This is a genomic window from Clostridium sp. HGF2, from assembly GCF_964240115.1.
Taxonomy (GTDB): Bacteria; Bacillota_I; Bacilli_A; order Erysipelotrichales; family Erysipelotrichaceae; genus Clostridium_AQ; species Clostridium_AQ innocuum.
Genome location: NZ_CAXSSO010000012.1, coordinates 40,793 through 66,229, shown reverse-complemented (window position 1 = coordinate 66,229; position 25,437 = coordinate 40,793). Strand labels below are relative to the sequence as shown.

The 25,437-nt window shown below is 44.2% G+C and carries 25 protein-coding genes; 24 read left to right on the top strand and 1 reads right to left on the bottom strand.

Annotation, left to right across the window (positions count from 1 at the left end):
• Positions 1–101 precede the first annotated feature (101 nt).
• On the top strand, positions 102–683 hold the full coding sequence (gmk, locus tag ACESPQ_RS17675) for a guanylate kinase (RefSeq protein WP_002607331.1): 582 nt from the start codon (positions 102–104) through the stop codon (positions 681–683).
• On the top strand, positions 680–2,578 hold the full coding sequence (locus ACESPQ_RS17670) for an alpha/beta hydrolase family protein (RefSeq protein ID WP_373144634.1): 1,899 nt from the start codon (positions 680–682) through the stop codon (positions 2,576–2,578). Before gmk ends, ACESPQ_RS17670 begins: the two co-directional genes overlap by 4 nt.
• A 324-nt stretch (positions 2,579–2,902) precedes the next feature.
• Here the strand turns inward: ACESPQ_RS17670 and ACESPQ_RS17665 are convergent, their stop codons facing one another.
• Positions 2,903–3,454 carry an RNA-guided endonuclease TnpB family protein gene (locus tag ACESPQ_RS17665; protein ID WP_373144656.1) on the bottom strand — a complete coding sequence of 184 codons (552 nt, stop codon included), beginning with the start codon at positions 3,452–3,454 and terminating at the stop codon, positions 2,903–2,905.
• Between the two features lie 188 nt (positions 3,455–3,642).
• On the opposite strand from ACESPQ_RS17665, the gene ACESPQ_RS17660 reads away from it, so the two are divergent.
• The 22 genes from ACESPQ_RS17660 (at position 3,643) to ACESPQ_RS17555 (ending at position 25,374) form a co-directional block, all read left to right on the top strand.
• Positions 3,643–5,265: a peptide ABC transporter substrate-binding protein gene (locus ACESPQ_RS17660; protein ID WP_257335813.1), complete on the top strand. Its 1,623-nt coding sequence runs from the start codon at positions 3,643–3,645 to the stop codon at positions 5,263–5,265.
• Between the two features lie 149 nt (positions 5,266–5,414).
• Positions 5,415–6,617, top strand: coding sequence for an amidohydrolase (locus ACESPQ_RS17655; protein ID WP_109770928.1), 1,203 nt, complete (start codon positions 5,415–5,417; stop codon positions 6,615–6,617).
• Positions 6,618–6,852: 235 nt separating this feature from the next.
• Complete coding sequence (locus ACESPQ_RS17650; RefSeq protein WP_002607342.1) at positions 6,853–7,314, top strand: PTS sugar transporter subunit IIA; 462 nt, start codon at positions 6,853–6,855, stop codon at positions 7,312–7,314.
• 15 nt (positions 7,315–7,329) lie between these two features.
• A complete protein-coding gene (locus ACESPQ_RS17645) occupies positions 7,330–7,644 on the top strand; it encodes a PTS fructose transporter subunit IIB (protein WP_002607343.1) in 315 nt (104 codons plus the stop codon).
• Positions 7,645–7,663: 19 nt separating this feature from the next.
• Complete coding sequence (locus tag ACESPQ_RS17640) at positions 7,664–8,134, top strand: hypothetical protein (protein WP_373144632.1); 471 nt, start codon at positions 7,664–7,666, stop codon at positions 8,132–8,134.
• Positions 8,135–8,167: 33 nt separating this feature from the next.
• Positions 8,168–8,704: a hypothetical protein gene (locus ACESPQ_RS17635; protein WP_373144630.1), complete on the top strand. Its 537-nt coding sequence runs from the start codon at positions 8,168–8,170 to the stop codon at positions 8,702–8,704.
• A gap of 15 nt (positions 8,705–8,719) precedes the next feature.
• Complete coding sequence (locus ACESPQ_RS17630; protein ID WP_373144629.1) at positions 8,720–9,535, top strand: class II fructose-bisphosphate aldolase; 816 nt, start codon at positions 8,720–8,722, stop codon at positions 9,533–9,535.
• A gap of 42 nt (positions 9,536–9,577) precedes the next feature.
• Complete coding sequence (locus ACESPQ_RS17625) at positions 9,578–11,548, top strand: BglG family transcription antiterminator (protein ID WP_373144627.1); 1,971 nt, start codon at positions 9,578–9,580, stop codon at positions 11,546–11,548.
• A 130-nt stretch (positions 11,549–11,678) separates the two neighbouring features.
• The gene (locus tag ACESPQ_RS17620; protein WP_373144625.1) at positions 11,679–12,488 is read left to right on the top strand and encodes a MerR family transcriptional regulator; all 810 of its coding nucleotides are present in this window, start codon (positions 11,679–11,681) and stop codon (positions 12,486–12,488) included.
• On the top strand, positions 12,485–13,528 hold the full coding sequence (locus tag ACESPQ_RS17615; RefSeq protein ID WP_002607349.1) for a BtrH N-terminal domain-containing protein: 1,044 nt from the start codon (positions 12,485–12,487) through the stop codon (positions 13,526–13,528). Before ACESPQ_RS17620 ends, ACESPQ_RS17615 begins: the two co-directional genes overlap by 4 nt.
• Positions 13,529–13,713: 185 nt before the next feature.
• Positions 13,714–14,157 (top strand): PTS fructose transporter subunit IIA, encoded by a 444-nt coding sequence (locus ACESPQ_RS17610; RefSeq protein ID WP_257327986.1) that lies wholly within the window; start codon positions 13,714–13,716, stop codon positions 14,155–14,157.
• Between the two features lie 173 nt (positions 14,158–14,330).
• On the top strand, positions 14,331–15,491 hold the full coding sequence (locus tag ACESPQ_RS17605) for an iron-containing alcohol dehydrogenase (protein ID WP_109770936.1): 1,161 nt from the start codon (positions 14,331–14,333) through the stop codon (positions 15,489–15,491).
• Positions 15,492–16,294: 803 nt separating this feature from the next.
• A complete protein-coding gene (locus ACESPQ_RS17600; RefSeq protein WP_373144622.1) occupies positions 16,295–18,268 on the top strand; it encodes a BglG family transcription antiterminator in 1,974 nt (657 codons plus the stop codon).
• A gap of 4 nt (positions 18,269–18,272) precedes the next feature.
• Positions 18,273–18,713, top strand: a complete 441-nt coding sequence (locus tag ACESPQ_RS17595) for a PTS sugar transporter subunit IIA (protein WP_002607353.1) — start codon at positions 18,273–18,275, stop codon at positions 18,711–18,713.
• Between the two features lie 37 nt (positions 18,714–18,750).
• The gene (locus tag ACESPQ_RS17590) at positions 18,751–19,038 is read left to right on the top strand and encodes a PTS sugar transporter subunit IIB (RefSeq protein ID WP_009269779.1); all 288 of its coding nucleotides are present in this window, start codon (positions 18,751–18,753) and stop codon (positions 19,036–19,038) included.
• 31 nt (positions 19,039–19,069) lie between these two features.
• Positions 19,070–20,353: a PTS sugar transporter subunit IIC gene (locus ACESPQ_RS17585; RefSeq protein ID WP_002607355.1), complete on the top strand. Its 1,284-nt coding sequence runs from the start codon at positions 19,070–19,072 to the stop codon at positions 20,351–20,353.
• A 10-nt stretch (positions 20,354–20,363) separates the two neighbouring features.
• Positions 20,364–20,741, top strand: coding sequence for a hypothetical protein (locus ACESPQ_RS17580; protein WP_002607356.1), 378 nt, complete (start codon positions 20,364–20,366; stop codon positions 20,739–20,741).
• A gap of 39 nt (positions 20,742–20,780) precedes the next feature.
• Positions 20,781–21,617: a class II fructose-bisphosphate aldolase gene (locus ACESPQ_RS17575; protein WP_257327985.1), complete on the top strand. Its 837-nt coding sequence runs from the start codon at positions 20,781–20,783 to the stop codon at positions 21,615–21,617.
• 82 nt (positions 21,618–21,699) lie between these two features.
• Positions 21,700–22,302 (top strand): AAA family ATPase, encoded by a 603-nt coding sequence (locus ACESPQ_RS17570; protein ID WP_002607358.1) that lies wholly within the window; start codon positions 21,700–21,702, stop codon positions 22,300–22,302.
• 645 nt (positions 22,303–22,947) lie between these two features.
• Positions 22,948–23,475: an RNA polymerase sigma factor gene (locus tag ACESPQ_RS17565; RefSeq protein WP_109770939.1), complete on the top strand. Its 528-nt coding sequence runs from the start codon at positions 22,948–22,950 to the stop codon at positions 23,473–23,475.
• A complete protein-coding gene (locus ACESPQ_RS17560; protein ID WP_022300285.1) occupies positions 23,472–24,206 on the top strand; it encodes a hypothetical protein in 735 nt (244 codons plus the stop codon). The genes ACESPQ_RS17565 and ACESPQ_RS17560 overlap by 4 nt, the downstream gene beginning before the upstream one ends.
• On the top strand, positions 24,199–25,374 hold the full coding sequence (locus tag ACESPQ_RS17555; protein ID WP_118001812.1) for a hypothetical protein: 1,176 nt from the start codon (positions 24,199–24,201) through the stop codon (positions 25,372–25,374). Before ACESPQ_RS17560 ends, ACESPQ_RS17555 begins: the two co-directional genes overlap by 8 nt.
• Positions 25,375–25,437: the final 63 nt, after the last annotated feature.

The following is a 25,437-nucleotide window of genomic DNA, read 5'->3' as shown; positions in this document are numbered from 1 at the left end:
AGCACTGTCCATCCGGCTGTGTTTTCGTTTTTTTGAAAGAAAGGAAAAGGTATGGTATGCGGCACTCATTCCTGCTGCATAAGATACCGGGAGGAAACATCATGAACAAGGGTTTGCTGTTTGTATTAACCGGCGCCAGCAGTGTGGGAAAAAAGGATATCCGTGACCGGCTGCTTGGTGATGAACAACTGCATCTGAATTATTCCATTTCCATGACAACCCGTCCAAAACGCGGGGAGGAAGTGGATGGCAGGGATTATTATTTTGTCAATCATGAAGCCTTTGCGCAGGCTTTGCGAAATCGTGAGCTGCTGGAGTATACAGAGTTTGACGGCTATTACTATGGAACACCAAAGCATCAGGTGGATTTCCTGCTAAATAGTGGGAAAAATGTCATGGTAGAGGTGGAAGCACAGGGTGTTGGGCAGATCAAGCTGCAATATCCGGATGCTCTGTGCGTATTCGTGGAACCGGAAAGCATGGAGGAACTGGAGAAACAGATCATGTTACGGTATCGGGACGATGCTGCCAGCGCACAGCGCAGAATTTCCAAGGCGCTGGTTGAACTGGAATTATCATCACTGTTTCGTCATACGGTTAAAAATACGGATGTCGATGCGGCATATGAGGAAATCCGCAGATTACTGGATGAGCATATGCGTGAAAGAGGAAACAAGGCATGAAGAAACGCATAGAGAAAAACGACCTCTATCAGCTGCACCTGCTGAGCGGTTTGAAAGCATCTCCTTCCGGGAACCGTCTGGTTTATGTGCATACGCAGATGGCGAAAGCAAGTGATACGTATGAAAAAAGTCTGTGGCTGCTGGAGGGAGGTAAGAATTTCTGTATCTATCAGAAGCAGCAGTTTTCCACCTTCCTGTGGGAAGATGAGCATACACTGCTGATCCAAAAGCCTGTCGGGGAACAGAAAACGGAATTTGTTCGTCTGCATCTGGATACCTTATGTACCACACCGGCCTTTACGATATCTGCGAATGTTGTACAGCTGCAAAGGATAAGTGAACAGCGTTATGCTTATCTGGCAGAAGAATCCGTACAAAAAAATAATGACGATGACACCATCGTACTGACACAGATTCCATTCTGGGATAACGGTGCCGGATATATTAGCGGGAAGCGAAACCACCTGTATGTCTTTGAAGAGAAAAGTCAGATATCCACAGCGTTGTTTAAAGGAAACTGGCATGTGGAAAACCTGACGGTTTCAAATTCGCAAATTGTGTGCAGTGCACAGGAGTATTCCACAAAGAAACCGCTGACGCAGGGAGTTTTCACCTTTTCCACAGAAGCTATGGAAAGAAGGGAAATTCTTCCCTGTAATGAAATGCGCATAGAGTGTGTTGTCTGTGAGGAGGATACGGTTGTTTTCACAGGAACGGATATGCAGAGGTATGGCAATGAAGAGGCGGCGGATTTCTATGTCTGGACGAAAGAACAGGGGCTTAAAAAGCTGCTGGATTGCGAGCATTACGCATATTGCAATATTGTGACCGACTGCCATGTCGGAGCCTCCACGTCCATGCTGATGAAGGATCAGATTGTATACCATTTGAAAAACGAAGAGGGACGCTGTCTGCTGTATGCGCTGTCCATGGATGGTGAGGACATCTGTCTGACACCAAAAGCCAATGTGATACGTGATATCGCCTTGGCGAAACAGGGCTGTTATACATTGGAAATGGAAGAAAATGCATTGGAGGAAATCTATTTCCGTAAATCTGATGAATGTCAGAAACTGACAATATGGAATGCGGAGTACTTACAGACACATACATGTGCACAGCCAAAGGAAGTCCTGTATACCAATCGTGACAAAGGCACACAGAAGGGATGGATTCTGTATCCCGCCGATTATGAGGAAGGGAAGCGCTATCCGGGTCTGTTGAGTATCCACGGAGGACCGCGCTGTGCATTTGGAAATGTGTTCAATCATGAAATGCAGATGTTCGCATCCATGGGCTATATGGTGTTTTATACAAACCCAAGAGGCAGCGATTCCTTTGGTGAAGAATATGCGGATTTGCGGGGGAAATACGGTACGATTGATTATGAGGATCTGATGGCGTTTACAGATGAAGTAATTCAGGAAACCCCTGCACTGGAGAGTGAACGCTTAGGCGTGCTTGGCGGAAGCTATGGCGGTTTTATGACAAACTGGATCATCACGCAGACAGAGCGCTTCAAGGCTGCGGCTTCCCAGCGAAGTGTTGCGAACTGGATTTCGGATTTTGGTACCAGCTGCATCGGCTATAGCTTTGATCCCAATGAGATGCAGACAACACCGTGGAAGGATGTCATGACGATGTGGAAGGCTTCTCCGCTGGCATATGCAAACAGGGTAAAGACGCCAACCCTGTTTATCCATTCTCTGGAGGATTATAATTGTCCGCTGAGTGAAGGACTGCAGATGTTTACGGCTTTACAGTATCATGATGTGGAAAGCCGCATGTGTCTGTTTCCACAGGAGAATCATGAGCTGAGCAGGAGTGGAAAACCAAAGCATAGATTACGCAGACTGCAGGAAATGGCAGACTGGTTCGACGCACATTTGAAGTAGCATAGCAAAAGGCGGTTCAGCAATAGAATCGCTTTTTCATTTTCACAATTTAAACTCATGACTGCGGGAAATGTTTATAAAACAGACTGGTAATATACGAAGTGAACTACCGCCAGCTATAAAGCAAGCGACTTCTAATGAATGCTTGCACATTCATCAAAACGTTTTGTTCGTGTTCAGATACACGTAACTGGTACGTTCACGGTACCTCTACTCCATCGCTCTCGCTCTGGCATACATGGATATACTTTTCGTATGATATTACTTGCTCCGTTGATATCAGCATTCATTAGAATACCGTTTTTGCTTCTGTACAATCCTCGTTTAATTTTTTCCTGTGAAGGTATGCGCTACATCATTTCCATAGACTGGTATTTGATCCTCGTCAATGGAACTAGCCTTCGATGTATAACTTTCTTCACAGATCACGACTCTGATCCCTGCAGCTTCTCCTTTGTATTTGATCATTTCGATCAGCGTATGAAACGGTATCTGAACAAATGTCTGATTGTTCTTCTTCCCCATATGGATACGCTTCTTCCAACCCGCATGATTCCCTACGACGATAACTTCAATTCCTTCCTCCACACATAGATCTATTATTTTTCTTGATGCTTTGTGTAGGATATCCTTTACACGTCGATTTCGCTTTTCGCTGATACGTTTCATTCGTTTTGTTTGATGGATCCCTTTACTATCCTTCTTTCCAGTTCTTAGCAGTGAGCGATAATGTGCGATCTGTTTGTTGTAGAATTGATTGACTGCTTTTATTTCATTTCCTTTTATCAGCACAGGACGGTGTCCACTCGTAAACGCAATCGCCATCAGATTATCAACACCAATATCAATGCCAGCTACTCTGGTTGCCTCTTGGATTGGTATCGTCGGCTCCTTTTATGCAGGTCTTATAATCAGGCGAATTTAACATTTACAAACGACCGGTATGCTTAATTTTCTGTAAACACTTTTACTTTTATATAAGTTTTATGTTGAAAGTATTTACATTTATTGAAAAATAATCGAAAAGAAGGTATGATAATAAATGTAAAAAGGAGAGAAACTGTATGAAAAAGCTAAAAAAACTGATGTTATCGCTCTTCATGGGAATCAGTGTTCTCAGCCTGAGTGCCTGCGGGGGCGGGGAAGAAAGCAGCAGTGAGCTCAAGGTTGCACTTGGCGGACAGATTACCAGTCTGGATCCGGCGCTTGCGGATGACACGTATTCCATGATCGTAATTCAGAACATGTATCGTACCTTGTTCAAGCTGGACGAGGAAGGGAAGCTGGTAAAGGATCTTTGTGAGGACTATAAAGTCAGCGAGGATGGGAAAACCTACACATTTACCATTAAGGACGCAAAATGGAGTGATGGGGAAGCAGTAAAGGCAGACGACTTTGTTTACGGTATCAAGCGAGGACTTTCTTACGGTCCTGAGAATTCTTATAATGCACAGGATGGAAGAAAATACATTGTCGGAGCGCAAAAGGCTTATGAAAAGAATATGAAAATTAAGGATATGAAGGATGTTGGCGTAAAAAAGGTGGATGACAAAACCTTTACCATTGACTTGATTCAGCCTGTTCAATATTTTGACAAGCTGATGACACAGGGGATTTATACACCGCTTCGTTCTGATATTGCAAAGGAAAAGAATTCCGAATGGTCTCTATCGGCAGATGTACCGGTGAACGGACCATTCAAGGCAGAAAGTGTGAATCCTGCAGATGCGGTTGATCTGGTAAAGAATACAGAATATTACGAGGCAGACAAAACAACGCTGGAAAAACTGCACTTCAAGATTATGGAAGACAGCGTTTCTCAGTATCAGGGCTATGATGCAGGAGAGATTGATTTTGCTACCTATGTTGCAAATGAAGGATATACCAATTATAAAGGCAAGGATGATCTGTATCGGGTGGATCCATATGTATCCAATTACTTTATTGACATCAACTCCTTATCTACAGAAAATAAAGCACTGCAGGACGTCAATGTTCGTAAAGCAATGGCAATGGCAGTTGATCGTGACGGTATCGTAAAGGTACTGGATACAGGAGATTATGTAACGCCGCTGTTTGGTCTGGTTCCACATGGAATTCAGGGAGAAAAGGAAGATTTCCGTAAAGAAGCGGATGATGCAGGTAATTTAATTAAATATGATCTGAAGGGTGCACAGGCACTTATGAAGAAAGCTGGATACTCCGACAGCAAAAAGCTGACAATCAAATACAAGACGACCGGTCAGCAGGTAAATATGGATATCGCTCAAATACTGCAGGAACAGTTCAAGAAAATTTATATTGATTTGAAAATTGAACAGGTGGAACAGGGTGTCTTCTATCAGCAGGTAGATGGCGGTCAGTTTGAAACAAGCCGTTATGGTCTGAGTGCCACGACACTGGATCCTGCCGCAGCATATCTTGGTATGTGGCAGAAGGAATCTCAAGCGGTCCTGATTTTCGATGATGCAGAATACGAGGATCTAATGGCGAAGGCTGCACTGGAAACGGATGCTGCGAAGCGTATGCAGCTGCTGCATGATGCAGAAAATCGAATGATCGTTGAACAGGCTTACTTCATTCCACTGGTAACAAATACACAGGTGATGCTGAAAAAGCCGAGTGTGAAGGGGCTGGAACGTACACCGGCAGCAATGTTCTACTTTGAACATGTAACAATCGAATAGCACAAGAAAGAAACAGAGAGCCCATCTCTGTTTCTTATTCCATGTGAAAGTCTTAATACAACTGCATAAAAAGCAACTGTAAACGGATATGCAAATACTGATGTTAGTATTTTTAAGGTAATATCAATGAGAATAGTGGAGGCTACGATATGAAAGAGGAAAGAAAAAAGCAGCTGGAAGAGCTGTATGCGGCAAAGGTGCAGGCCAAAGCTGAGGAAATCAGCAAATGGATATACGAACATCCCGAAGATGGTGATCAGGAATTTTTGTCAAGTGCCTATATTTGTGAACAGCTGAAGGAGGCAGGCTTTTCTGTACAGCTCCCGTACGGTTCTTTGAAGACAGCATTTCGATGCGAGCTGAAGGGCAGTAAGCCGGGAGCAACCTATGCATTTTTGGCAGAATATGATGCCTTGCCGGGGTATGGTGAGCAGCACGATGAGCTTGCACATGCCTGTGGACACAACTGGATCGGAGCGGTGTGTGCGGGTGTGGGGCTCATGTTTGCACAGATGCAGGAGGAACTGGAGGGTACCATTGTTATTATGGGAACCCCGGCAGAGGAAACAACCGGTGGAAAATGTGTTCTTGTTGAGGAAGGCGCATTTGATGATGTGGATTTTGCTTTTCAGCTGCATCTGGGTGCAGAAAATAATGCACATGTCGTTACACTTGCCATGGACTCTCTGGAATTCACTTTCCATGGAAAAGCAGCTCATGCAGCTGCCTATCCGCATCTGGGAGTCAATGCCTTGGATGCGGTCAATCTGATGTTTACGGGAATCAGCTATCTGCGCCAGCAGATGCGCTGTGACACACGGGTGCACGGTATTATCACCAAGGGTGGAGAAGCATGCAATATCATTCCGGATTTGTGTGCGTGCAAATTTTACATCCGCGCAGCCGATAAGGCATATATGGAGGAAATTAGTGCGAAAATCGTCAATATCGCAAAGGGAGCTTCTTTCATGACGGGAACGCAGATGGAATATCGTAATTTTGAAAATACCTATTATGATCTGGTCAACTTGGAAAGCTTTCAGCAGCTGTATGTGGAAAATGCAAAGCTTTGCGGCTCCGGTGACTTTGTGGACAGCGATGCGGATGCCAGCGGCTCCAGTGATGTAGGAAATGTATCGCATGTCTGTCCGATGATGTACAGTGAGCTGGCATTAAAGGGACCAACACCCGCTTATGCGCATGATGTTAAATTTCTCGAATATCTGAAGCTGCCTTGTGCGGATGACAAGCTGAGAAAGGGGATCATCAGTCTGTGTTTAACCGTGTTCGATTTGTATGATGAAAAACAGCGTGAAGACATTTTCAATGAATTTGATACTAGAAAAGACTAAGAAGATGTTGATATATCCTGGGGAGGCAGGAGCATATAGACACAAATAGAATTGCTGAACAATGAATGAAAACTGTCGGAAAAAATACCGGCAGTTTTTCTTTTAAGTATTTTGATAATGATTCAGGTAAAAAAGATATTGCATAATGTAAAAAATTCCTGTTGTAAAAAGGAAAAAGACGAAATTTATATTTTTTAAAATTCACTATAATAAAAGTAGATAAAGGAGAAGGAATATGGAGCTGAGAAAGATATTGCAGGAAGATGATATTCTGATTCCCATGCAGGCAGATTCAAAAGAGGAAGCAATACGGCAGCTTGCTAGGCTGTTGAAAGAGCATGAAATTGTAATTGATTTGGATGCGTTTGTAAAGGATGTCTTTTTACGGGAAGCGGAAGGTATCACAGGAATCGGAGACTATATTGCAATACCGCATGGAAAATCGAAGGGAGTGAAAGAAAACAGAATTGCGGTTGGCATATTGCAGGAGCCTATTTACTGGGAGAGTATTGATGAGCTTCCGGTAAAGGTGGTTATCCTCTTTGCGGTCTGCGCTCGGAAGCACGATGCAGATCAGAGTCATTTATCGATGATGGCGGCAGTTGCTAAATCACTGGCTTATGATGATGTGAAGCAGCGGCTGTATGAGGCGGAAAGCAGACAGGATGTCATGGAGGCTATTTTATCAAGACAGTGAAAGAAAGGTGAGCGTATGAAAATTGTAGGAATCACAGCATGTACAGCAGGAATTGCACACACGTATCTGGTAAGAGAAAAGCTTGTAAACGCAGCAAGGGAGCTGGGACATGAAATAAAGATTGAAACACAGGGCAGCATTGGCGTTGAGGATATTTTGGATGAGCAGGATATTGCACAGGCAGATGTGGTCATTATTTCAGCAGATATTGAAATATCCGGAAGGGAACGCTTTAAAGGAAAAAAAATTCTGGATATGCCAATGAAAATGGTAATGAAGGCGCCAAAAAAATTATTGATGCAGATAGAAGAAAAATTGAAAGAAAGCTGAGGTGGAGATAGTTAAAAAATTGCAACTGAAAAAACATGTTCTTACGGGGATTGCCTATATGATACCAGTAGTTGTAGCAGGCGGTATCTGTCTGGGGATTTCCAGGATTTTTGGAGGGGTGGATATTCAGGAAGGAACGATTGCGGCAGCGTTAGAGCAGATTGGAAATGCGGCGATTGGATTCACGGTTCCCGTCATCGCAGCGGGAATCGCGTATTCGATAGCAAATCGCCCGGGTATTGCTCCAGGACTGGCAGCGGGTACCCTTGCAAATGTTGTTGGTGCAGGATTTCTTGGAGGTCTTGCCGGTGGCTTTATCGCCGGTTATTTTGCATGGCTTGCAAAAACCTATATTAAGCCGCCGAAGCTGATTGAAGGCCTGATGCCGGTGCTTGTTATCCCGGTATTGTCAACCCTTGCTGTTGGCCTGGTATTTATGTATCTGATCGGTACACCTTTGGCAATGATACAGCAGGGTATGACTGACTAGCTGCTTTCTCTGCAGGGGGAATCAGGCTTTTTGATGGGGGCTATTATTGGCGGTATGCGCTTTGATATGGGTGGTCCGTTTGCGCAGGCAGCAGGTGCTTTCTGTGATGCGATGCTTACACAGGGGGTCTATGCACCGAAGGCAGCAAGCATGGTCAGCGGAATGACACCACCTGTTGGTGTTGCCATCGCAGTATTTTTAGCAAGAAAACGGTTTACAAAGGCAGAGCATGAAGCAGCGAAAACAGCACTTCCGCTAGGCTTATGCTTTATTACAGAAGGTGTCTTTCCATTCCTTGCAAGTGATCCGCTGCGTATTGTAGCGGCATGTACTGCGGGGAGTGCAATTTCCGGCGGTTTGGCAGTAATTTTCGGATGTCTGTGTCCGATTCCGGCAGGTGGTGTTTTCGCGATACCGTTTATCACAGAGCCATTCCTGTTTGTGATTGCTTTCCTTGTTGGTGTAGCTGTTACCGCAGGGGTACTGCTTCTGTTAAAGCCGAATCAAAGTGTTGCTGCCGAGGATACCGAGGAGGACTATGATTTTACCATTGAATTCAATACAAAATAAGAAGGAGAATATAATATGCTTGTACCAATGAGGGATTTGCTGGATAAGGCGACGATAGAGGGGTATGGTGTAGTGGCACCAAATGTTATCAACGAATGCACCACCCGCGTTTGTATAGAGGCGGCAGAGGAGATGCATGCACCGCTGATATTGGATGTAGGCTATGTGTTCCATCCGGATCTGGTTTTTCTGGGTCGCATGCTGGAAGAAATGGCTGTTCGATCATCGGTGCCTATAGCTGTTAATCTTGATCATGGCGCAACCTATGAACAGGCCATGTGGGCATTGCGTGCCGGATTTACATCTGTTATGATAGATCGCAGTACTGCATCCTTTGAGGTGAATGTACGTGATACTGCTGAAATTGTTAAAGCTGCACACGCTGTACAGGTCAGTGTGGAGGCAGAACTGGGGCATGTGGGAGATGGCTTCTCCTATGGACGTGAGGCTTGTCTGTATACGGATCCATTGCAGGCCGTTGAATTTGTAAAGCAGACAAGTGTTGATTGTCTGGCGATTTCTGTAGGAACTGCACATGGTGTCTATGCGGGAAAGCCGCAGCTTGATTTTAAGCGTATCCGTGAAATTCGGCAGGCTGTCGATATACCGCTGGTCCTGCATGGCGGCAGTGGAAGCGGCGATGCAAACCTGCAGAAAGCAATACAGTGCGGTATTTCCAAAATCAATATCGGCACCGATAATTTTACAGCTGCTATCAAAGCGGGCGGGCAGGCAGGTGAACCTCATATGGTCTACCATCGTATGCAGCAGGGGTTTAAGGATATGGTTAAGCATTATATGCATATTTTTCATCAGGAGGGGAAAGCATAGAAAGGGGACAGTCTGTCCCCTTTTGTAAAAGGAGGTATACCTATGCTGAGCAGAAGACAGAAAGATATCCTGCAGCAGCTGGAGCGCGCGGATGATTTTATCAGTATACGCACCCTGTGTGATACCTGTTCCCTGTCTGAAAAGACGATGCTTTCAGAACTAACAGTAATCGAAGCCATCCTTCAGGAACAGGAAATCGGTGTGTTGATTCGCAAACGAGGTAGCGGAGTGTCTCTGCAGCTGCAAAAGGATAAACGCAGGCAATACGAAATGCTGCTGCATACCCGTCAGGACCAGGAGGAGGCATTCATTGTAAGGAGTCTGTTCTTTCATAATGCAGACCACGTATGGAGTGAAAAGCGTTTTTGTGAGGCACTGCATGCGGGACGCCATGTTGTTCACGGCTACCTGCGTGAGCTTTCTGAGTTCTGCTGCAATTATAGTATAGTGATCCGCAATCGACAGAAATATGGCATTTTAGTAAAGGGGGATGAATTTCATATCCGTGATTGTATCATTGCCCTGTTCATGGAACGAAGCGACTACCCGTTTGTAAAGGGGAAGGTTGGGCAGATTCTGGATGAGCAGCAGAGCAAGCAGTTTCAAGAGCTGTTTCAGGGATTTTTGTATCATCCGCTTGAAACCTGTGTATTGGAGCTGGAAAAGGACTGTCATGTATATCTGGATCATATCAGTCGATTAAATGTTTTCCTGCATCTTTGCATTTGTATTCTGCGTGTCCAGCAGAAGGCTTATGTGGACATGCGGCAGGAGCAGATGGATATGCTGCATAAAAAGCAGCGCAGCAATCGACTTTTAAAGGTCTTTGAAACAATGGAAGCAATCTATCATATTCCTTTGCCGGAGCAGGAAAAATGCTATATTCAGCTGTATCTTGATATTTACGGTCTGGTAGATGATAGTATGTTTGATGTGGCACGTGAAGATTTGGAGCATACCGAGCATTTTCATATCTTTGTAGACCAGTTTCTGGATATATTAAATGGCATTTTGAGTATCAGCATAGATCGTGAGGAGGAATTGATGGAAGGACTGCTCACACATCTCGCAGGAACGATAATACGTTTGAAAAACGGTGTTCGGATTCATAATCCGCTGCTTCATGAGGTTCGCAACAGCTTTTCATCCATATATCAGGCGACATGGGCAACCAGTATTTTATTTGACCAATATTATAGCGTCACGATTACAGAGGATGAAATTGCATACATAGCTTTATATCTTGGTGTCGTTAGAGAAAAGACAGATTATGATTTGCATGTCTGCCTCCTTGTAAAGCGCTATGACAATGTGATTCGTATTTTGCGGGAGCAGATTCAGAAGCTGCATCATGCCATAAGGATTGATGATATTATGACGGAACAGGAATATCAGAGCAGGAAGCAGCATCGAAGATGGGATTTGGTGATCGCCACGATTGATCTTCATGATGATTTTCCTCAAATTCATGTAAATGAAATTTTAAAGGAGGAGGATTGCCTGTACATTCGCTCCATTGTAAATCATATATTGGACAAGAAGATTCTGCAGGGTGAAAACAATCTGCCACATGCAGATAGCATGTTTGATGAGAATCTGATTTTTCTTGAACAGTCTGTGGAAAGCAAGGAGGAGCTTTTGAAGCAGATTTGTGAAAAATTGCTGAAGGCTGGTTATGTAAAGGAGCCGTTTTTCTCTTCTGTCATGCAAAGAGAACGCGAAATATCAACAGAGATCGGATCAGGTGTTGCCATTCCACACGGCAATGCGCAATATGTTAACGATACAGTGATCGTGTATGCCGGACTGCAAAAAACCATTCCATGGGGACGTGATGAGTCAGTTCAGCATGTGTTTCTGCCGGTGATATCCGTAAGCAATAAAAATGAGGTTGAACGCTCCATCAAGAATTTTTACCGCAGGCTGATTGCTTTGATTGAGCATGGGGAAATCAGAAGGCTGCTGGATATGCGGGATGCCTCAGAGGTAATTGCACATTTTGAAGACATATAAACAGTATACACTTTCAACAAAAAGGAATCGTATACTGTTTTTCAATATCAATTCGCGAAATATGCTATTATCTACTTGACACTCCTGTGCACAGGAACGTTTACAATAAAGCAGAGGGAGGTGAAGCATTATGTACACCATCAGCCAGTTTTCCAAATTGTGCGGTTTAACAGTAAAAGCATTGCGGTATTATGACACAGAGGGATTGCTGAAGCCATCCTTTCGAAAAGCGGAAAATCAGTACCGTTATTACAATGATGAGGATTTAAAAACGGCACAGATGATCCAGTATCTACGCTCTCTTGAATTTACCATCATGGAAATAAAGGATATTCTGGATAATAGCAGAGGGGAAGACCTCTCCTATATTCTGCAGGAAAAAATCAGCCGGATGGAGGCTAATATACAGAAAGAAAGGGAGCTGATTCAGCGAATGCGGGAGCATAGCTTTCCACAGGGTGCGGAGTATGTGGAAAATACGTATGCTATTGATACGGCTACCATTGCAGGACAACTGATCGCATCCATTCGCTTTACAGGCAGATACCGGGATCTGGATACGCACATTCCGTTGCTTTACAAAGCTGTAAAAGGAAATGCGAACGGTAAACATTTCAATCTGTATCACGATGAGGATTGTAAGGAAGCTGCCGATATTGAATTATGTATTCCCGTGAAAAAGGAGATACACCATCCCTCGCTAACCTGCAGATATCTTGAGGAGCTGCATGCCTTGCATACAACACATCATGGCGGCTATGATACACTCTGGATTGCCTATAAGGCTTTGTTTGCCTATGCAAATGACCAAGGCATTCGCATTCTGACACCATCCAGAGAGGATTACGTGAAGGGACCAGGAATGCTGTTTCGCGGTAACCCGGATGCCTATGTAACGGAAATCTATTTGCCCTTTGCAAGAGAGGAGCACCGTAGATGAAAAATACAGTGGAGAATTTCGTCCCGCAGGGAGGGAAGCACTGCATTACCAATTCCCTGAAACAAATCTTTACGTATTACGGATATCCGATGTCAGAGGAGTTAATGTTTGGGCTGGCCTCGGGATTATCTTTTCTCTATCTGAATCAGGCAGCCTCTCCCATGATCAACGGACGTACCAAGGTATTCGAATTTGAAAAAAAGCTGGCAGACAGATTACAGATTACCATTCACTGCAGAGCCGGTAAGAATTATGAGAGAATATTTCAGACAACAAAGCAAATGATTGATGCCGGCGAGCCTGTTCTGGTTTATGTGGATATGCCATTTCTTCCCTATCTCGGCCTGGATGCGAAAAGCCATTTTGGCGGACATGCCGTTGTGCTGTTTGGCTACGATGATGAGCAGCGGAAATTTCTCGTCAGTGACAGGGATCAGCAGGATGCTCCCATACAAACGCCCAACGGACTGCTTGCTAAGGACTATCACATGGTGGATTATGAGGATATCAAGCGGGCCCGCTGCAGCAGCTTTCGTCCGTTTCCTGCAAAGAATAAGTATCTGACCTTTGATTTTCAGGGATATCGCACCGTGGATAAACAAATCTTGCGGGAAGCGATTCTGGATACCTGTGACTGCATGCTGCATCCACCGGCTCAGCTGTTGGGTGTTTCCGGTATACTGAAATTCTCCAGAGAAATCAATAAGTGGAAAGCATTTCATGCAGAAAAGCTGAAGCTGGCAGGAATAACAAACTATTTTCAAATCAATGAGAGAGGCGGAACCGGAGGGGGAATCTTTCGCAGAATGTATGGTGATTTTCTGAAGGAAGCTGCTGGTATATGGCAGGATACGCGTTTATTTGAGCTGGGAGAACAGTTTATTGCGGTATCCTTTTTATGGGATGCTGTTGCAGAGCTGCTGTGGAAGCTGTCGCAAACCAAAGATATACGACTGCTGGAAATGATTTCACAGCGTGTGCTGGTGATTTATGAGCGGGAAAGCTCCTTGTATCATGCGCTTTATGCACTTGCCGCTTAGAGGAAGAGGAGGTAATACAGCAGACGAAAGAATAAATCGGAAGATTTCCACGGTACTTCATTCGTGAGAAAAAAGGAAACATTTACCAATGTATATAGCCATGCTGTCTGCTTTCCTGTAAAATATAGCTGAATAGATGCAGACAGGAATTCGTATCGATGGCTGCACAGGTGGAGGAAATGAACATGAATCTGATTACGGAGCAACATATCATATTGGATATGGAAGGCAATACCCAAAAGGAAATTCTGCATGCACTTGCAGAAATTGCATTTCGTGAGGGAAAGGTGAGTGATGCAGATACCTTCATTCAGGAGCTGTGCAAGCGGGAACAGGAATGCACAACCGGCTTTGGAAAAGGAATTGCCATCCCGCATGCCCGTCATGCCTGTATAAAGGAAGCAGGAATTCTGTTCGTCAGAATGAAACATAAAATAGAGTGGAAATCCATAGATGAAAAGCCGGTGGAAGCAGCTGTCTGCCTGCTTGCCCCGGATGATAAACATGACTTTCACCTCAAGGCATTGTCAAAGCTTGCCCGCAGACTGATGCATGAGGATTTTGTTGACATATTAAAAACGGCAGAGAAACAGCAGATCTTAAGTGAAATTATAGATACGGTATCCTGAAGGATAAATGTGACATCACATGGAAGCTTCCACATGGTATGAATTTCCCGGGAAATATATGTACAAAGACCGTTTTGAGATTTGTCTGTTTTCCATAGGACAAACACTGAAAAAACAGCTATGTTCAAGCTGCTGTGAACGTTGTATAATAAAAGCAAGGAGGGTTTTTGTATATGGAAAACTTTGTTTATTCAATTCCCACAGAAATTTATTTTGGTAAGGGGCAGATTGTCAATATCGGCGATATCGTATCCAGATATGGTAGGAAGGCATTGCTGGTTTATGGTGGCGGCAGTATCAAGCGCAACGGTATTTATGATGATGTTGTAAAAATTTTCAAAGAGAACGGCATCGCATGGTGCGAGCTGTCCGGCGTGGAGCCGAATCCGAGAATTACAACGGTGCGCGAGGGTGTGAAGCTGTGCCGTGAGGAAGGTGTTGAAGTTTTAGTACCGATTGGTGGCGGTAGTACCATTGACTGCGCCAAGGTGATTGCTGGTGCTGTCAGCTATGACGGCGATGCATGGGATATCGTTTTAAATCCTGCAAAGGTAGTTAGTGTGCTTCCAATCGTAACAGTTTTGACCCTGTCGGCAACCGGTAGTGAAATGGATACCTTTGCCGTTATCAGTAATCTGGAAACCAATGATAAAATCGGAACGGGGCATGAGGATATGCGGCCGAAGGCATCAATTCTGGACCCAAGCTATACCTGCAGTGTATCCGCATACCAGACTGCGGCAGGTACGGCGGATATTATGAGTCATATCTTCGAATGCTATTTCTCCAATGTACAGGGCTATATGCAGGATCGCATGGCGGAAGGACTGTTAAAGACATGCATTGAATTCGGTGTACGTGCAGTACAAAATCCTGAGGATTATGAAGCGCGGGCAAACCTGATGTGGACCAGTAGCTGGGCAATCAACAATTTCATTAAGCTGGGAAAAACGGTGGAATGGACGGTGCATCCGATGGAGCATCAGCTTTCTGCATATTATGACATCACACATGGTGTGGGGCTGGCTATTTTAACGCCGCACTGGATGGAATACGTGCTGAATGAGGAAACTGTGGAAAAATTTAAAGACTATGGTGTTAATGTATGGGGCATTGACAGGGAAAAGGATCCGTTTGAAATTGCGCATGAAGCCATCAAAAAGACGAAAGACTATTTTGTTGCTATGGGAATTCCGACAACGATGCGTGAAGTGGGAATTAAAGATGAAACAAACTTTGATGTCATGGCGGAAAAAGCTGCAGCGGATTTGAAGGGAGCTTATGTAGAGCTTACGAAAGAGGATGTAAAAAACATCTACCGCGCCGCATTATAAGTATTTTATAAGGAAGCCAAGGCTGCTTTCATACGCAATATAGAGAAAGCCTGTAATACATAAGGTTCTTTCTCGATTGTGGGTAAACTTAACATAGGGAGACTTCCATACGATTGTAGTTAACAATAGTATGAAAGTCTCCCTTTTGCAAACACTCTAACGTTAGAAAGAACCATGCATAAGCAGGGTTTTTTTCATATGAATCAGTGAGTGAACAATATGCTGGATAAGACTATACAGTTTCTGATGAAAGGTTTCTAAGCAATAACATGATGAGTTTCAAAATAGAACTTCAAGCTTATATAAGGACGCTTACGAAAGGAAGCCTATCTGCCGATAGATGGTGAAAAGGAATACTCGCAGCGTTCGTTGAAATGGCAGGCTATAGCACTTCCTGTACAGGGAGTGATGTGTGATAGCATACGCATATAATGGAATTTCAGTATTTGCTGTTATTTTGGAAAGTAAGAAACCAGTAAACAGAAGCTACATCATTCACTCTTTCCATATAAAAAAAGAGTTGCAGGGCTTTGTAGGATAGCGAAACATTCTGCAGGTCTTGACAGGAGAAACTGAAAGATTGATGAAAAGAAAAAGAAGAGAAGGTATTCATTTTGTCAGGAGTTGTGATGGAACGGATATCATTTTTTTTCGTTTTGTGTCACTATGAATCTGCTTGGTCTATTATAGGAAAGCGATTAGGAAAAGATTTCCTGTTTTTGCCGCAGATAGTGGAAAATGATAGCCTATCAATCCCCCCAATGCTCTTTTATAATAAGACCATAAGCAAGGAGGGAACAGTATTGGAACTATATAACAAACGTATGATTCAGATTCTGGAACTGCTGACACAAAACCGAAAGGTATTGAGCAGCGACCAAATTGCTTTATCGATCGGCGTGTCATCAAGAACGATTCGAAACGATATAAAGGAATTGAACGGCATCCTTCATGCTCATGGTGCAACCATTCTTTCCGAAGCAGGCAGTGGATATTATCTGAATACGGAACAACCAGAGGCTTTCACAGAGCTCATGGATCAATTGCATGCCGAGGAAGAAAAGGATGCGGATACGATTATCCCCAGTGATCCCAGAGACAGGGCAGCCTATATCATGCAGCATCTGTTAAAAAACACGTTGCGCAATGAAGAAATTATTGATCCCAACGATTTGGCGGATGAGGTGTTTGTCAGTATGTCCACGCTGAAAAAGGATATCCGGCAGATTGATAAAATGCTGGAGCGCTTTTCCTTAAAGGTCGGTATCAGCACAAAGAAAGGTGTGCATATCATCGGAAGTGAAGCCAATATCCGTTATTGCATATCGGAATTTATTTTCAAGCACAACGATGCGCGTGCATCCAGAGAAACGGGATTTTTTGATGATATCGTTAGTGAAGAGCTCTTTTCCCAGCTGCATGAAATCCTTCTGGAAACCATGAAAAAGTATGATATGCGTCTTACGGATATCGCATTCAAGAACCTGATCGTACATATTGTCATTATCTTAAAGCGCTCCTTTCATGAACGGCGTGTGGATTATGAAGAAGCGGAAATCCGTCAGCTGGAAAGTCATATGGAGTTTGCGGCGGCAAAGGAGGTTCTGGCTGTTATTTATCATAAACTGCACATTGATATCACCGATGAGGTGTACTATCTGACGCAGCATTTGATATCCAGTAAGAAGTTTCTTACCACAAACTTTACGGATGAAAATGAGGAGTATGAATTTAAGAAGGAAATTCAGGCAATTCTGTATCGAATCAGGGAGGATACCAATGTTGATCTTTCGGATGATACGCAATTGATCAATGGTTTGGCAGTTCACCTCAGTGTTGCAGTTCAGCGGCTTCGATTCCATATGAATATACGCAACGACTTTCTGGACTATATGAAAAACAATTATCCCTTTGCATTCGAGCTGGCAGTCAAGGCGAGTGAAATCGTGGAGCATGTTTTCTCCATTAAGACAAATGAAAATGAAATTGGTCTTCTTGCGATTCATTTCGGTGCAGCACTGGAGCGGAAGGGCCTGAATGAAAAGCAGAAAATCTTTGAAGCTGTCATCGTATGTGCCTCCGGAATGGCAACCGCAATGCTGATGAAGGAAAGAGTGAAACAGTTTTTCCAGAACCGGATTCATATTGTGAAAACCTGCCCGCTGTATGAGGTAACACAGGCACTGATTGACAGTGTGGACCTCGTACTGACAAGTGTGCCGGTGGAGACATTCCATAGTGAAAAAATCCTGCAGACACAATTATTGCTGGATGACCGGGATGTCCGCAATATTGAAACCTTCATGACGCATCACCATGAGGACAGCGGATATTTCAAGGAAATCTTTCGGGAGGATCTGTATTTCACAAATCTGAAGCTGAAAACAAGAGATGAGGTACTGCATTTTATTACCGATGCTATGATCGAAAAGGGGTATATGAAGGAGGAAAACAAACAATCCGTATTCAAACGGGAGGCTATGGCGACGACTGAGCTGGGCAGTATGGTTGCCATGCCGCATTCCTTGGAAAATGATATGCTGGAGGCCAGTGTATCCGTAACGATTCTGGATAAACCGATCGTCTGGGATCAGGAAAAGGTACAGGTTGTCCTGCTGTTAAATATACCGAAGAGCAAATACGGCATGTGGGAAGATGTCTTCAAAACACTGTATAAAAATCTGATACGTGATTTTGGTGTTCGCAGGCTTGCCAAGGGCTGCACCTATGAAGAGTTTATACGGGATTTGGAATATCAGAGGCAGGGAAAGGAATGAGGTTATGAAGGGAATTGAATTAAGTGAGAAAAATGTAAGGCTGCATGTAAGTGCAAGGGACTGGGAGGAAGCAGTCCGCATCGGCGGCAGGATTCTGGTGGAAAACGGAACCGCAAAGGAAAGCTATGTGGAGGGTATTGTAAATTCAATCAAAGAATACGGACCGTATGTTGTCATATCAAAGGGATTCGCCATTCCGCATACAAGAGCAGAGGATGGTTCTCTGGGCATCGGGTTTTCTCTGATTACACTCAGGGAACCGGTTTACTTCGACCCCAAGGATGATCCGGTTGAGGTCATGATCTGTTTTACCGCAATTGATTCCCAGACACATCTGGACATATTGAAAATGATTGTGACCTTTGTGGAAAAGGGGTATGTGGAGAAAATCGCAAAGCTGGATACGATCGATGAGCTCAACGCCCTGTTACAGAATGAAGAATAAGGTAGAAACGGCAACCCCGTGAAGATTGGAGGAAAATATGAAAATTTTAATGGTATGCGGTAACGGTCTGGGAAGCAGCTTTGCCTGTCAGATGACAGTGGAAACCGTGCTTCAGGAGCTTGGTGTCAGTGCCTCGCTGGATCATTGTGATCTATCCAGTGTGAAGGGAATGAAGGCGGATCTGATTCTTTCGGGTAAAAATTTTGAGAGCCAGTTCGCAAATCTGGAGCTGACGACACCGACCATCTTTTTGAACCGTCTGGTGGACAAAAATGAAATCAGGGAAAAGCTTGTACCATTCCTGAAGGAACAGGGCAAACTTTAAATTTTAAAAACAAGAGAGGAAGGGAACTACTATGCAAATTGTAAATTTTATCATTGACAACATTCTGACACAGGCACCGATCACCATCGCATTGATTGCGATGCTGGGATTGCTGCTGCAGAAAAAACCAACCGGACAGGTGATCTCGGGAACCTTTAAAACACTGCTGGGCTTCATGGTGTTATCAGCTGGTTCCAATGTCATTGTACAGGCACTTACGTATTTTGGGGCAATCTTTACCGAAGGCTTTGGCATGCAGGGGCTGGTACCCTCCATCGAAGCGATTAACGGACAGGCAATGGGGGAGCTTGGTCTGGGAAGTGAAATCGCACTAACACTGGGGGCAATCTTCATCTTCAATATTATCATTGCGCGCTTTACAAAATGGAAATATATCTTTCTGACAGGACAGGCACTGCTCTGGATGTCAACGATCTGCGCTGTCTTTGGATACTGGTGCGGACTGCGCGGGGTAACGCTAATTCTTGTTGGTGGACTGATTGGTGGAATCTTCGCTGTTGCCATGCCTGCGATTGCACAGCCTTATGTTAGAAAAATTACCGGCAACGATGATATCGCACTCGGGCATTTCTGTACTGTAGGCTATGTATTAACTGCATGGGTAGGTAAGCTGACCGGTGGTAAGAAATCAGTTTCCACAGAGGAGCTGCAGCTGCCAAAGGGTCTGGAATTTTTACAGGATACCTACTTGTCTATCGGTATCGTCATGATTCCGCTGTTTCTGGTAACGGCTTTCTTTGCGGGACCTGAGTTCTGTGCGGATTATGCAGGGGCAACAAATTATCTGGTACACGCCTTCCTGCAGGCAGTTCAATTTGTTGTAGGCGTATATGTATTGCTAGCCGGTGTCCGTCTGTTACTGGCAGAAATCGTTCCTGCGTTCCGTGGTATTGCTATGAAGCTGGTTCCGGATGCAAAGCCTGCACTGGACTGCCCGGTCTTGTTCCCATATGCACCTAACGCAGTTATTATCGGCTTTGTAAGTACGACGATTGGTTCTGTTATCGGCATGTTTCTCTTCCCGATGTTCGGTCTTCCGATGATCCTTCCGGGAATGATGACCAACTTCTTTGCCGGAGGCTGTGCCGGAATCTTCGGAAATGCGATGGGAGGTACCAGAGGTTGCATTATCTCCGGCATCATTCACGGCTTGTTTATCACACTCCTGCCTGCAATCCTGTCACCGATGCTGGCAGATATCGGATTCCTGAATGCAACCTGTACAGATGTGGATACCATCGTATGCGGGCTGCTGTATGGCTGGCTGTTAAAACCGGTTCTCGGCTTGTTCTAGGAGCTTGTATATGTTCTTTAAACGCAAAGAAAAGAAAGAGGAGCCTGTACAGGAAGAGGTACAGGATACTGGTGAGCTGCTGGCAAACGCACAACGAGCTGTTGCAGAGCTTAAGGATAAGAGTGGAGAGGAACGCATTGCGGCATTAAACGAAATAGGAATCCTGTATGCGGAAGCAAAACAGACTGATGAAGCTATCACATATCTGGAAATGAGTCTTTCGGAAAAGAAGGATCTGGGGAAGGGATATCGTACACTGCTGAATCTGTATAATACCAAACGAAGAGAGGCCGCAAAGGCAAAGGATGATGAACAGATTCAGTATTATCTTCGTAAGATTGATGAAATGATGGCGATTTCCAAGGAAGTCACGAGAGCCAGCTTTTAAAACCGGAAACGATATAATAAAAACAAGGAGGAGCTTGGAATGTATAAGAATCTGATAGAAATATTTAGGGAAAATGAAGGAAAGGGAGCTGTGGGAGCCTTCAATCTGCACTGCTTTGAAATGCTGCCGGCAATGATTGCGGCTGCACAGGAATTGGGAACACCCATCATTATTCAGACGTCTCTGGGGACTGCGGAATATATCGGATTTGAGGCACTGATTGCGGCTGTCAAAGCATTGGCACAGAAAGCGGATATCAATGTATGTCTGCATATGGATCACTGCAAATCCATAGAAGCGTTAAAAAAAGCAATAGATCTAGGGTATTCCAGTGTTATGTATGACGGCAGTGATCTGCCACTGGAGGAGAATATCAAAAACACACAGGAGGTCGTTGCCTACGCCCATGAGCGCAATGTATCTGTGGAAGGGGAAATCGGAAGCATTGGAGGAGCAGAGGATGGTATTGTGGTGGAAAAAAGCGATGCCGCCTACACTAAGCCTACGGATGCAATCCGTTTTGTAAAGGAAACGAACGTGGATGCTTTGGCAGTCGCAATCGGAACTACTCATGGACAGTATAAATCCAAAGCAAACATAAATTATGAGCTGCTGGAAACCTTACAGGATAAGCTGCCGGATGTCGGACTTGTGCTGCATGGCGGTACCGGTGTCAGTGATGAGGATATGAAGCGATGTGCAAAGGGTATGAAGAAAATCAATGTCGGCACGGAATTAAATAAATCTTATATTGAAGAAGTGAATGCCAGCTTCCCGGATGCAACACCGTTAACATCTTTACGAAAGCTGTTTACGCCGGCAAACGATCATATCAAACGTATCATCACAGAAAAATCCACATTATTTAAGATATAGCCAAATGCCAGCGGAACGGTGGGCATTTGTATAACAGAATCAGATAACACCTGATGAAAACAAACAAAGGAGAAGCTGTAAAGTGAAAAAGACACTCGTATTGCTGGCAGGCTATCCGGGCACCGGAAAATCCTATCTGATGCGTCAGATTCAGGAAGCATATCCAACATTTCAAATCCTTTCCCCGGATGAATATAAAGAAGAAATGTGGGATCGTTACGGTTTTGATACGATGGAGGAAAAAGAAGCCGATATACAAAAGGCTTGGCTAGCATATTACAAGGATATGAAGGATATGATGCAGATGGATATACCCATTCTGAGCGATTATCCTTTCAGTGATAAACAAAAAAGCAGACTGGAACAATTGGCAGCCACACACGCCTATCAGATTGTGACCATACGGCTTGTGGCAGATTTAGACATCTTGTATGAACGCCAAAGAGCACGTGATTTGGATGATACACGCCACCCGGGACATATTGCCGGCAGCTTTCACAAGGGAGATATACTTCAGAGCAGGGATGAGCAGCCCTGTATGGTTGGTTATGAGGAATTCATGAACCGGTGTAAGAACCGTGGGTATGGAACCTTTGCATTGGGTACGGTGCTAGAGCTTGATGTTACCGATTTCAGCCGTGCGGATTATCCTGCCCTCATGCAGAAGCTGAAAAGAATATTATGATAAGTCAGTAACTCAGAAAAGCGGTATTTTACATATAAGCGACTAGCTGCTATATTCTTCTGATATACGAAATTAGATAATAGAAATCAAGCCTAAATTTCAGAAAATATTACTTCATTATCAGCAGATCACTTGTCTGCGACAAAAAGATGGAATCATCCATTTTTTTGAGAAATATGTATAATATAAATCGGCTATCTTTGAAAGATAGTGTTGTTCTTGCACATACCGTAAATGATTTTAGCTAGTTTAGCGGTACATGCAACCTTGGCGGCTTTTGAATTTAACGGGTTCAATTGCTGCCTTTTCTTTTGATAAAACTGATTGATGGGAACATGTTTTATACTCTTTTCGGTGAAAAAGAAAACTATCATAATCATATAAAATGGTTGCTGTATTAAAAAATGTTTGATAGACAAGAAAATTGAAAAATAAATGAATTTACGAAGATGACAAACGCTTACTGCCTTGTCATCTTTCTTTAAATAACCATGGACATCATTTTTTGCTTCAAATGCCTTAAACTATAATGTTATATCATATAGAAATGAATGAATCTGGTATCATTTATAATGAGTTGAAGAAAATTGATTTTCTTTCATCTTTTCACAATTCACTGCGTTATACAGAATGAGGAGGGGCGTCATGCAGATGAAAATAAATAAACATGCTGTTTCTAAGGAAGCAGAGCTGGAAACAGCCATACGGGATGCCTATCCGAAAGTGTATTCCTACCTGTATCATCGAACACTGGATGCGGCACTGTCCAAGGATCTGACACAGGAAACCTTTTACCGGTTTTACAGACATCTGGACCAATATGAGGAACAGGGAAAGCTGCTGAATTTTCTATACCGTATTGCTAGGCATCTGGTGTATGACCATACCCGCTCCAGACGGTATACGGACGAGCTGCAGGAGGAGCAGATGCGCGATGATACGTATAATGGTGAGCGGCTGTTTCAGAAGAAGGAGGAATTTGTAATTCTTCGTTTATGGATAAGCGAGCTGCCTCCGCATTTGCAGGATGTGCTTCTGCTGCGGTATGATGAAGGATTGAAATACCGGGATATCTCACAGATTACGGGAATTCATGTTTCCACTGTGAAATCGCAGGTAAGGCTGGCACTCCATATATTGAAAAAACGTGCTCAGAAGGAGGGATGGAAGTGAAAAAAGAAAGGATTCGCCTGGAAACGCTGGAAATACCGGACATACCGGAGGACGATATTGTGGAGGTTATCACAAACGTAAAGGAACTGCTACAAAAGCGTGCTGTGAAAAAATATGAAAGCAGTATACTGAAAAGTCTGCGTGAGCTGCTGTATGTACATGGTTGGAAAAGTATTGTATTACAGGGGGGACTGACACTGCTTGTGGCACTAGCTGTATGGCTGTGTCTGCCAAATGGATATAAGATGAATTCTGTAGCCTTTCTTTCACTTGGAAGCTCTCTGTTGTCTGTTGCTGTTACAGTAGAGGTTTTCCGATGTGATATCTATGGTATGAAGGAGCTGGAAATGGCGTCGCCTTATTCGCCGCAGCGTATGCTTATGTGGAAAATGCTTCTGCTGGGTGGTATCTCCTTTCTGGGAATTCTGATTATCGCAGTCAGCATCTCCCTGCAAACGGATATTCATCTGCTTACGCTGCTGTATAGCGGCTGTATTCCGTTTTTGCTGCTGAATGCCTTTACCTTACACCTATATGCCCATGATCAGGTTTTGCAGGTGTTTCTGACGGTATACGGCTTTGCGGCAGGTGGTCTTGTCCTGCTGGAGCTGTTTGGAGTGGGATATTGGATCGGTTTTCTGGAACAATATGGCGGGCAGCTGTTTCTTGCTGTTCTGGTATACAGCGGTTATGTCCTGTGGGACCATTGCAGGAGGAATCTTCATGTGTAGACTGTGTCTGCGTGAGCTGCATAAATTTTTCCACTCCCGGCTGCATTGTGCCCTGCTGTGTGTCCTGCTGCTGTTTCCGCTTCTGCATCTTGCTTTTACGCTGCATGCGCAGACACAGGAGCGCTACGCCTTGCTCAATGATAAGGTATTGAACGCAAAAGAAGCAAAAGCCATAGCGGACGATCTGCGCAGAAGCATGTCCGGGACAGTGCAGAAGAGCTGGATTGCCGATCGAAAGCAGGAGCTGGAAAAGCTTGTCGAGCAGGAAATCCAGAAAGAGGATATTCGCTATCAAACACTGGATCAGGCATACTGGGACGGCTATCGTACCATGGAAATGGTGGATGCCATACGATTGGACCCGCAGACACCTGCTATCGTACGACATGATTTGAACACACACCAATGGCGCTATGGTCCATACGAGGGCTGGATGAGCCGCATGAAGATATTTGAGAACACTGCCAAACTGTATGCACTCTTCTGCCTGTTTCTGTTTGGAAGTATGTTTAATCAGGAGGAATCCTGCGATATGCTGGAGCTGTTGAAAAGCTGCCGAAAGGGGAGGAGGAAGCTTGCCTGTGCCAAACTGATTGTCTCTTTTTCACTGGCACTCATGCTGGCGGCCGCGCTGTATATCATACTGTCTGTATCAACCTCTATGATCCTGGACTTATCCGGTGGGGATACGACACTCATGATGCTGAGAACACTGCATATCTATACATTTTCACAGATTGATTTGCAGGCGCTTGGATTGTTGCTGCTCAGTGGAATAGCGTGTACTCTGTTTGCTGTCTTCACCTCCGTCATAGTAAAAAAACCGGCAGTTTCGCTGGGACTTGGCATGCTCTTTTTTCTATTGCCGATGCTGATAGCGATGGATGGTCTGCAAACCTCGTGGACATCATTTTTTCCATCCAATTTCCTTTCCTTTCGGGCAATCGATCAGCTTATGACAACGCCATGGCTTGCTGTTTTGGGAAACCTCTATCATCGTTTGCCCCTGTTGTACGCTGTATGGAGCTTTCTGTGTATCGTGCTGATTCCGGTTATGATTGCAAAACACAGCAGCATCCGTTCATGGTCGATCATGCGCATGATGAGTACATTGGGGAAGAGTACAAAACGGAAACCGAACCATACCGATCATAATATCCGTTCATAGGCTAATCATAGAAGTCTGTACAGCTTCCACCATGAAGGTGGAGTGAGGGAAAGAACAGAAATG

Bases quoted from the DNA above. Each gene is read 5' to 3' on its own strand.
- gmk (WP_002607331.1), top strand. From the start codon at position 102: ATGAACAAGGGTTTGCTGTTTGTATTAACCGGCGCCAGCAGTGTGGGA.
- ACESPQ_RS17670 (WP_373144634.1), top strand. From the start codon at position 680: ATGAAGAAACGCATAGAGAAAAACGACCTCTATCAGCTGCACCTGCTG.
- ACESPQ_RS17660 (WP_257335813.1), top strand. From the start codon at position 3,643: ATGAAAAAGCTAAAAAAACTGATGTTATCGCTCTTCATGGGAATCAGT.
- ACESPQ_RS17655 (WP_109770928.1), top strand. From the start codon at position 5,415: ATGAAAGAGGAAAGAAAAAAGCAGCTGGAAGAGCTGTATGCGGCAAAG.
- ACESPQ_RS17650 (WP_002607342.1), top strand. From the start codon at position 6,853: ATGGAGCTGAGAAAGATATTGCAGGAAGATGATATTCTGATTCCCATG.
- ACESPQ_RS17645 (WP_002607343.1), top strand. From the start codon at position 7,330: ATGAAAATTGTAGGAATCACAGCATGTACAGCAGGAATTGCACACACG.
- ACESPQ_RS17635 (WP_373144630.1), top strand. From the start codon at position 8,168: ATGGGGGCTATTATTGGCGGTATGCGCTTTGATATGGGTGGTCCGTTT.
- ACESPQ_RS17630 (WP_373144629.1), top strand. From the start codon at position 8,720: ATGCTTGTACCAATGAGGGATTTGCTGGATAAGGCGACGATAGAGGGG.
- ACESPQ_RS17625 (WP_373144627.1), top strand. From the start codon at position 9,578: ATGCTGAGCAGAAGACAGAAAGATATCCTGCAGCAGCTGGAGCGCGCG.
- ACESPQ_RS17620 (WP_373144625.1), top strand. From the start codon at position 11,679: ATGTACACCATCAGCCAGTTTTCCAAATTGTGCGGTTTAACAGTAAAA.
- ACESPQ_RS17615 (WP_002607349.1), top strand. From the start codon at position 12,485: ATGAAAAATACAGTGGAGAATTTCGTCCCGCAGGGAGGGAAGCACTGC.
- ACESPQ_RS17610 (WP_257327986.1), top strand. From the start codon at position 13,714: ATGAATCTGATTACGGAGCAACATATCATATTGGATATGGAAGGCAAT.
- ACESPQ_RS17605 (WP_109770936.1), top strand. From the start codon at position 14,331: ATGGAAAACTTTGTTTATTCAATTCCCACAGAAATTTATTTTGGTAAG.
- ACESPQ_RS17595 (WP_002607353.1), top strand. From the start codon at position 18,273: ATGAAGGGAATTGAATTAAGTGAGAAAAATGTAAGGCTGCATGTAAGT.
- ACESPQ_RS17590 (WP_009269779.1), top strand. From the start codon at position 18,751: ATGAAAATTTTAATGGTATGCGGTAACGGTCTGGGAAGCAGCTTTGCC.
- ACESPQ_RS17585 (WP_002607355.1), top strand. From the start codon at position 19,070: ATGCAAATTGTAAATTTTATCATTGACAACATTCTGACACAGGCACCG.
- ACESPQ_RS17580 (WP_002607356.1), top strand. From the start codon at position 20,364: ATGTTCTTTAAACGCAAAGAAAAGAAAGAGGAGCCTGTACAGGAAGAG.
- ACESPQ_RS17575 (WP_257327985.1), top strand. From the start codon at position 20,781: ATGTATAAGAATCTGATAGAAATATTTAGGGAAAATGAAGGAAAGGGA.
- ACESPQ_RS17565 (WP_109770939.1), top strand. From the start codon at position 22,948: ATGCAGATGAAAATAAATAAACATGCTGTTTCTAAGGAAGCAGAGCTG.
- ACESPQ_RS17555 (WP_118001812.1), top strand. From the start codon at position 24,199: ATGTGTAGACTGTGTCTGCGTGAGCTGCATAAATTTTTCCACTCCCGG.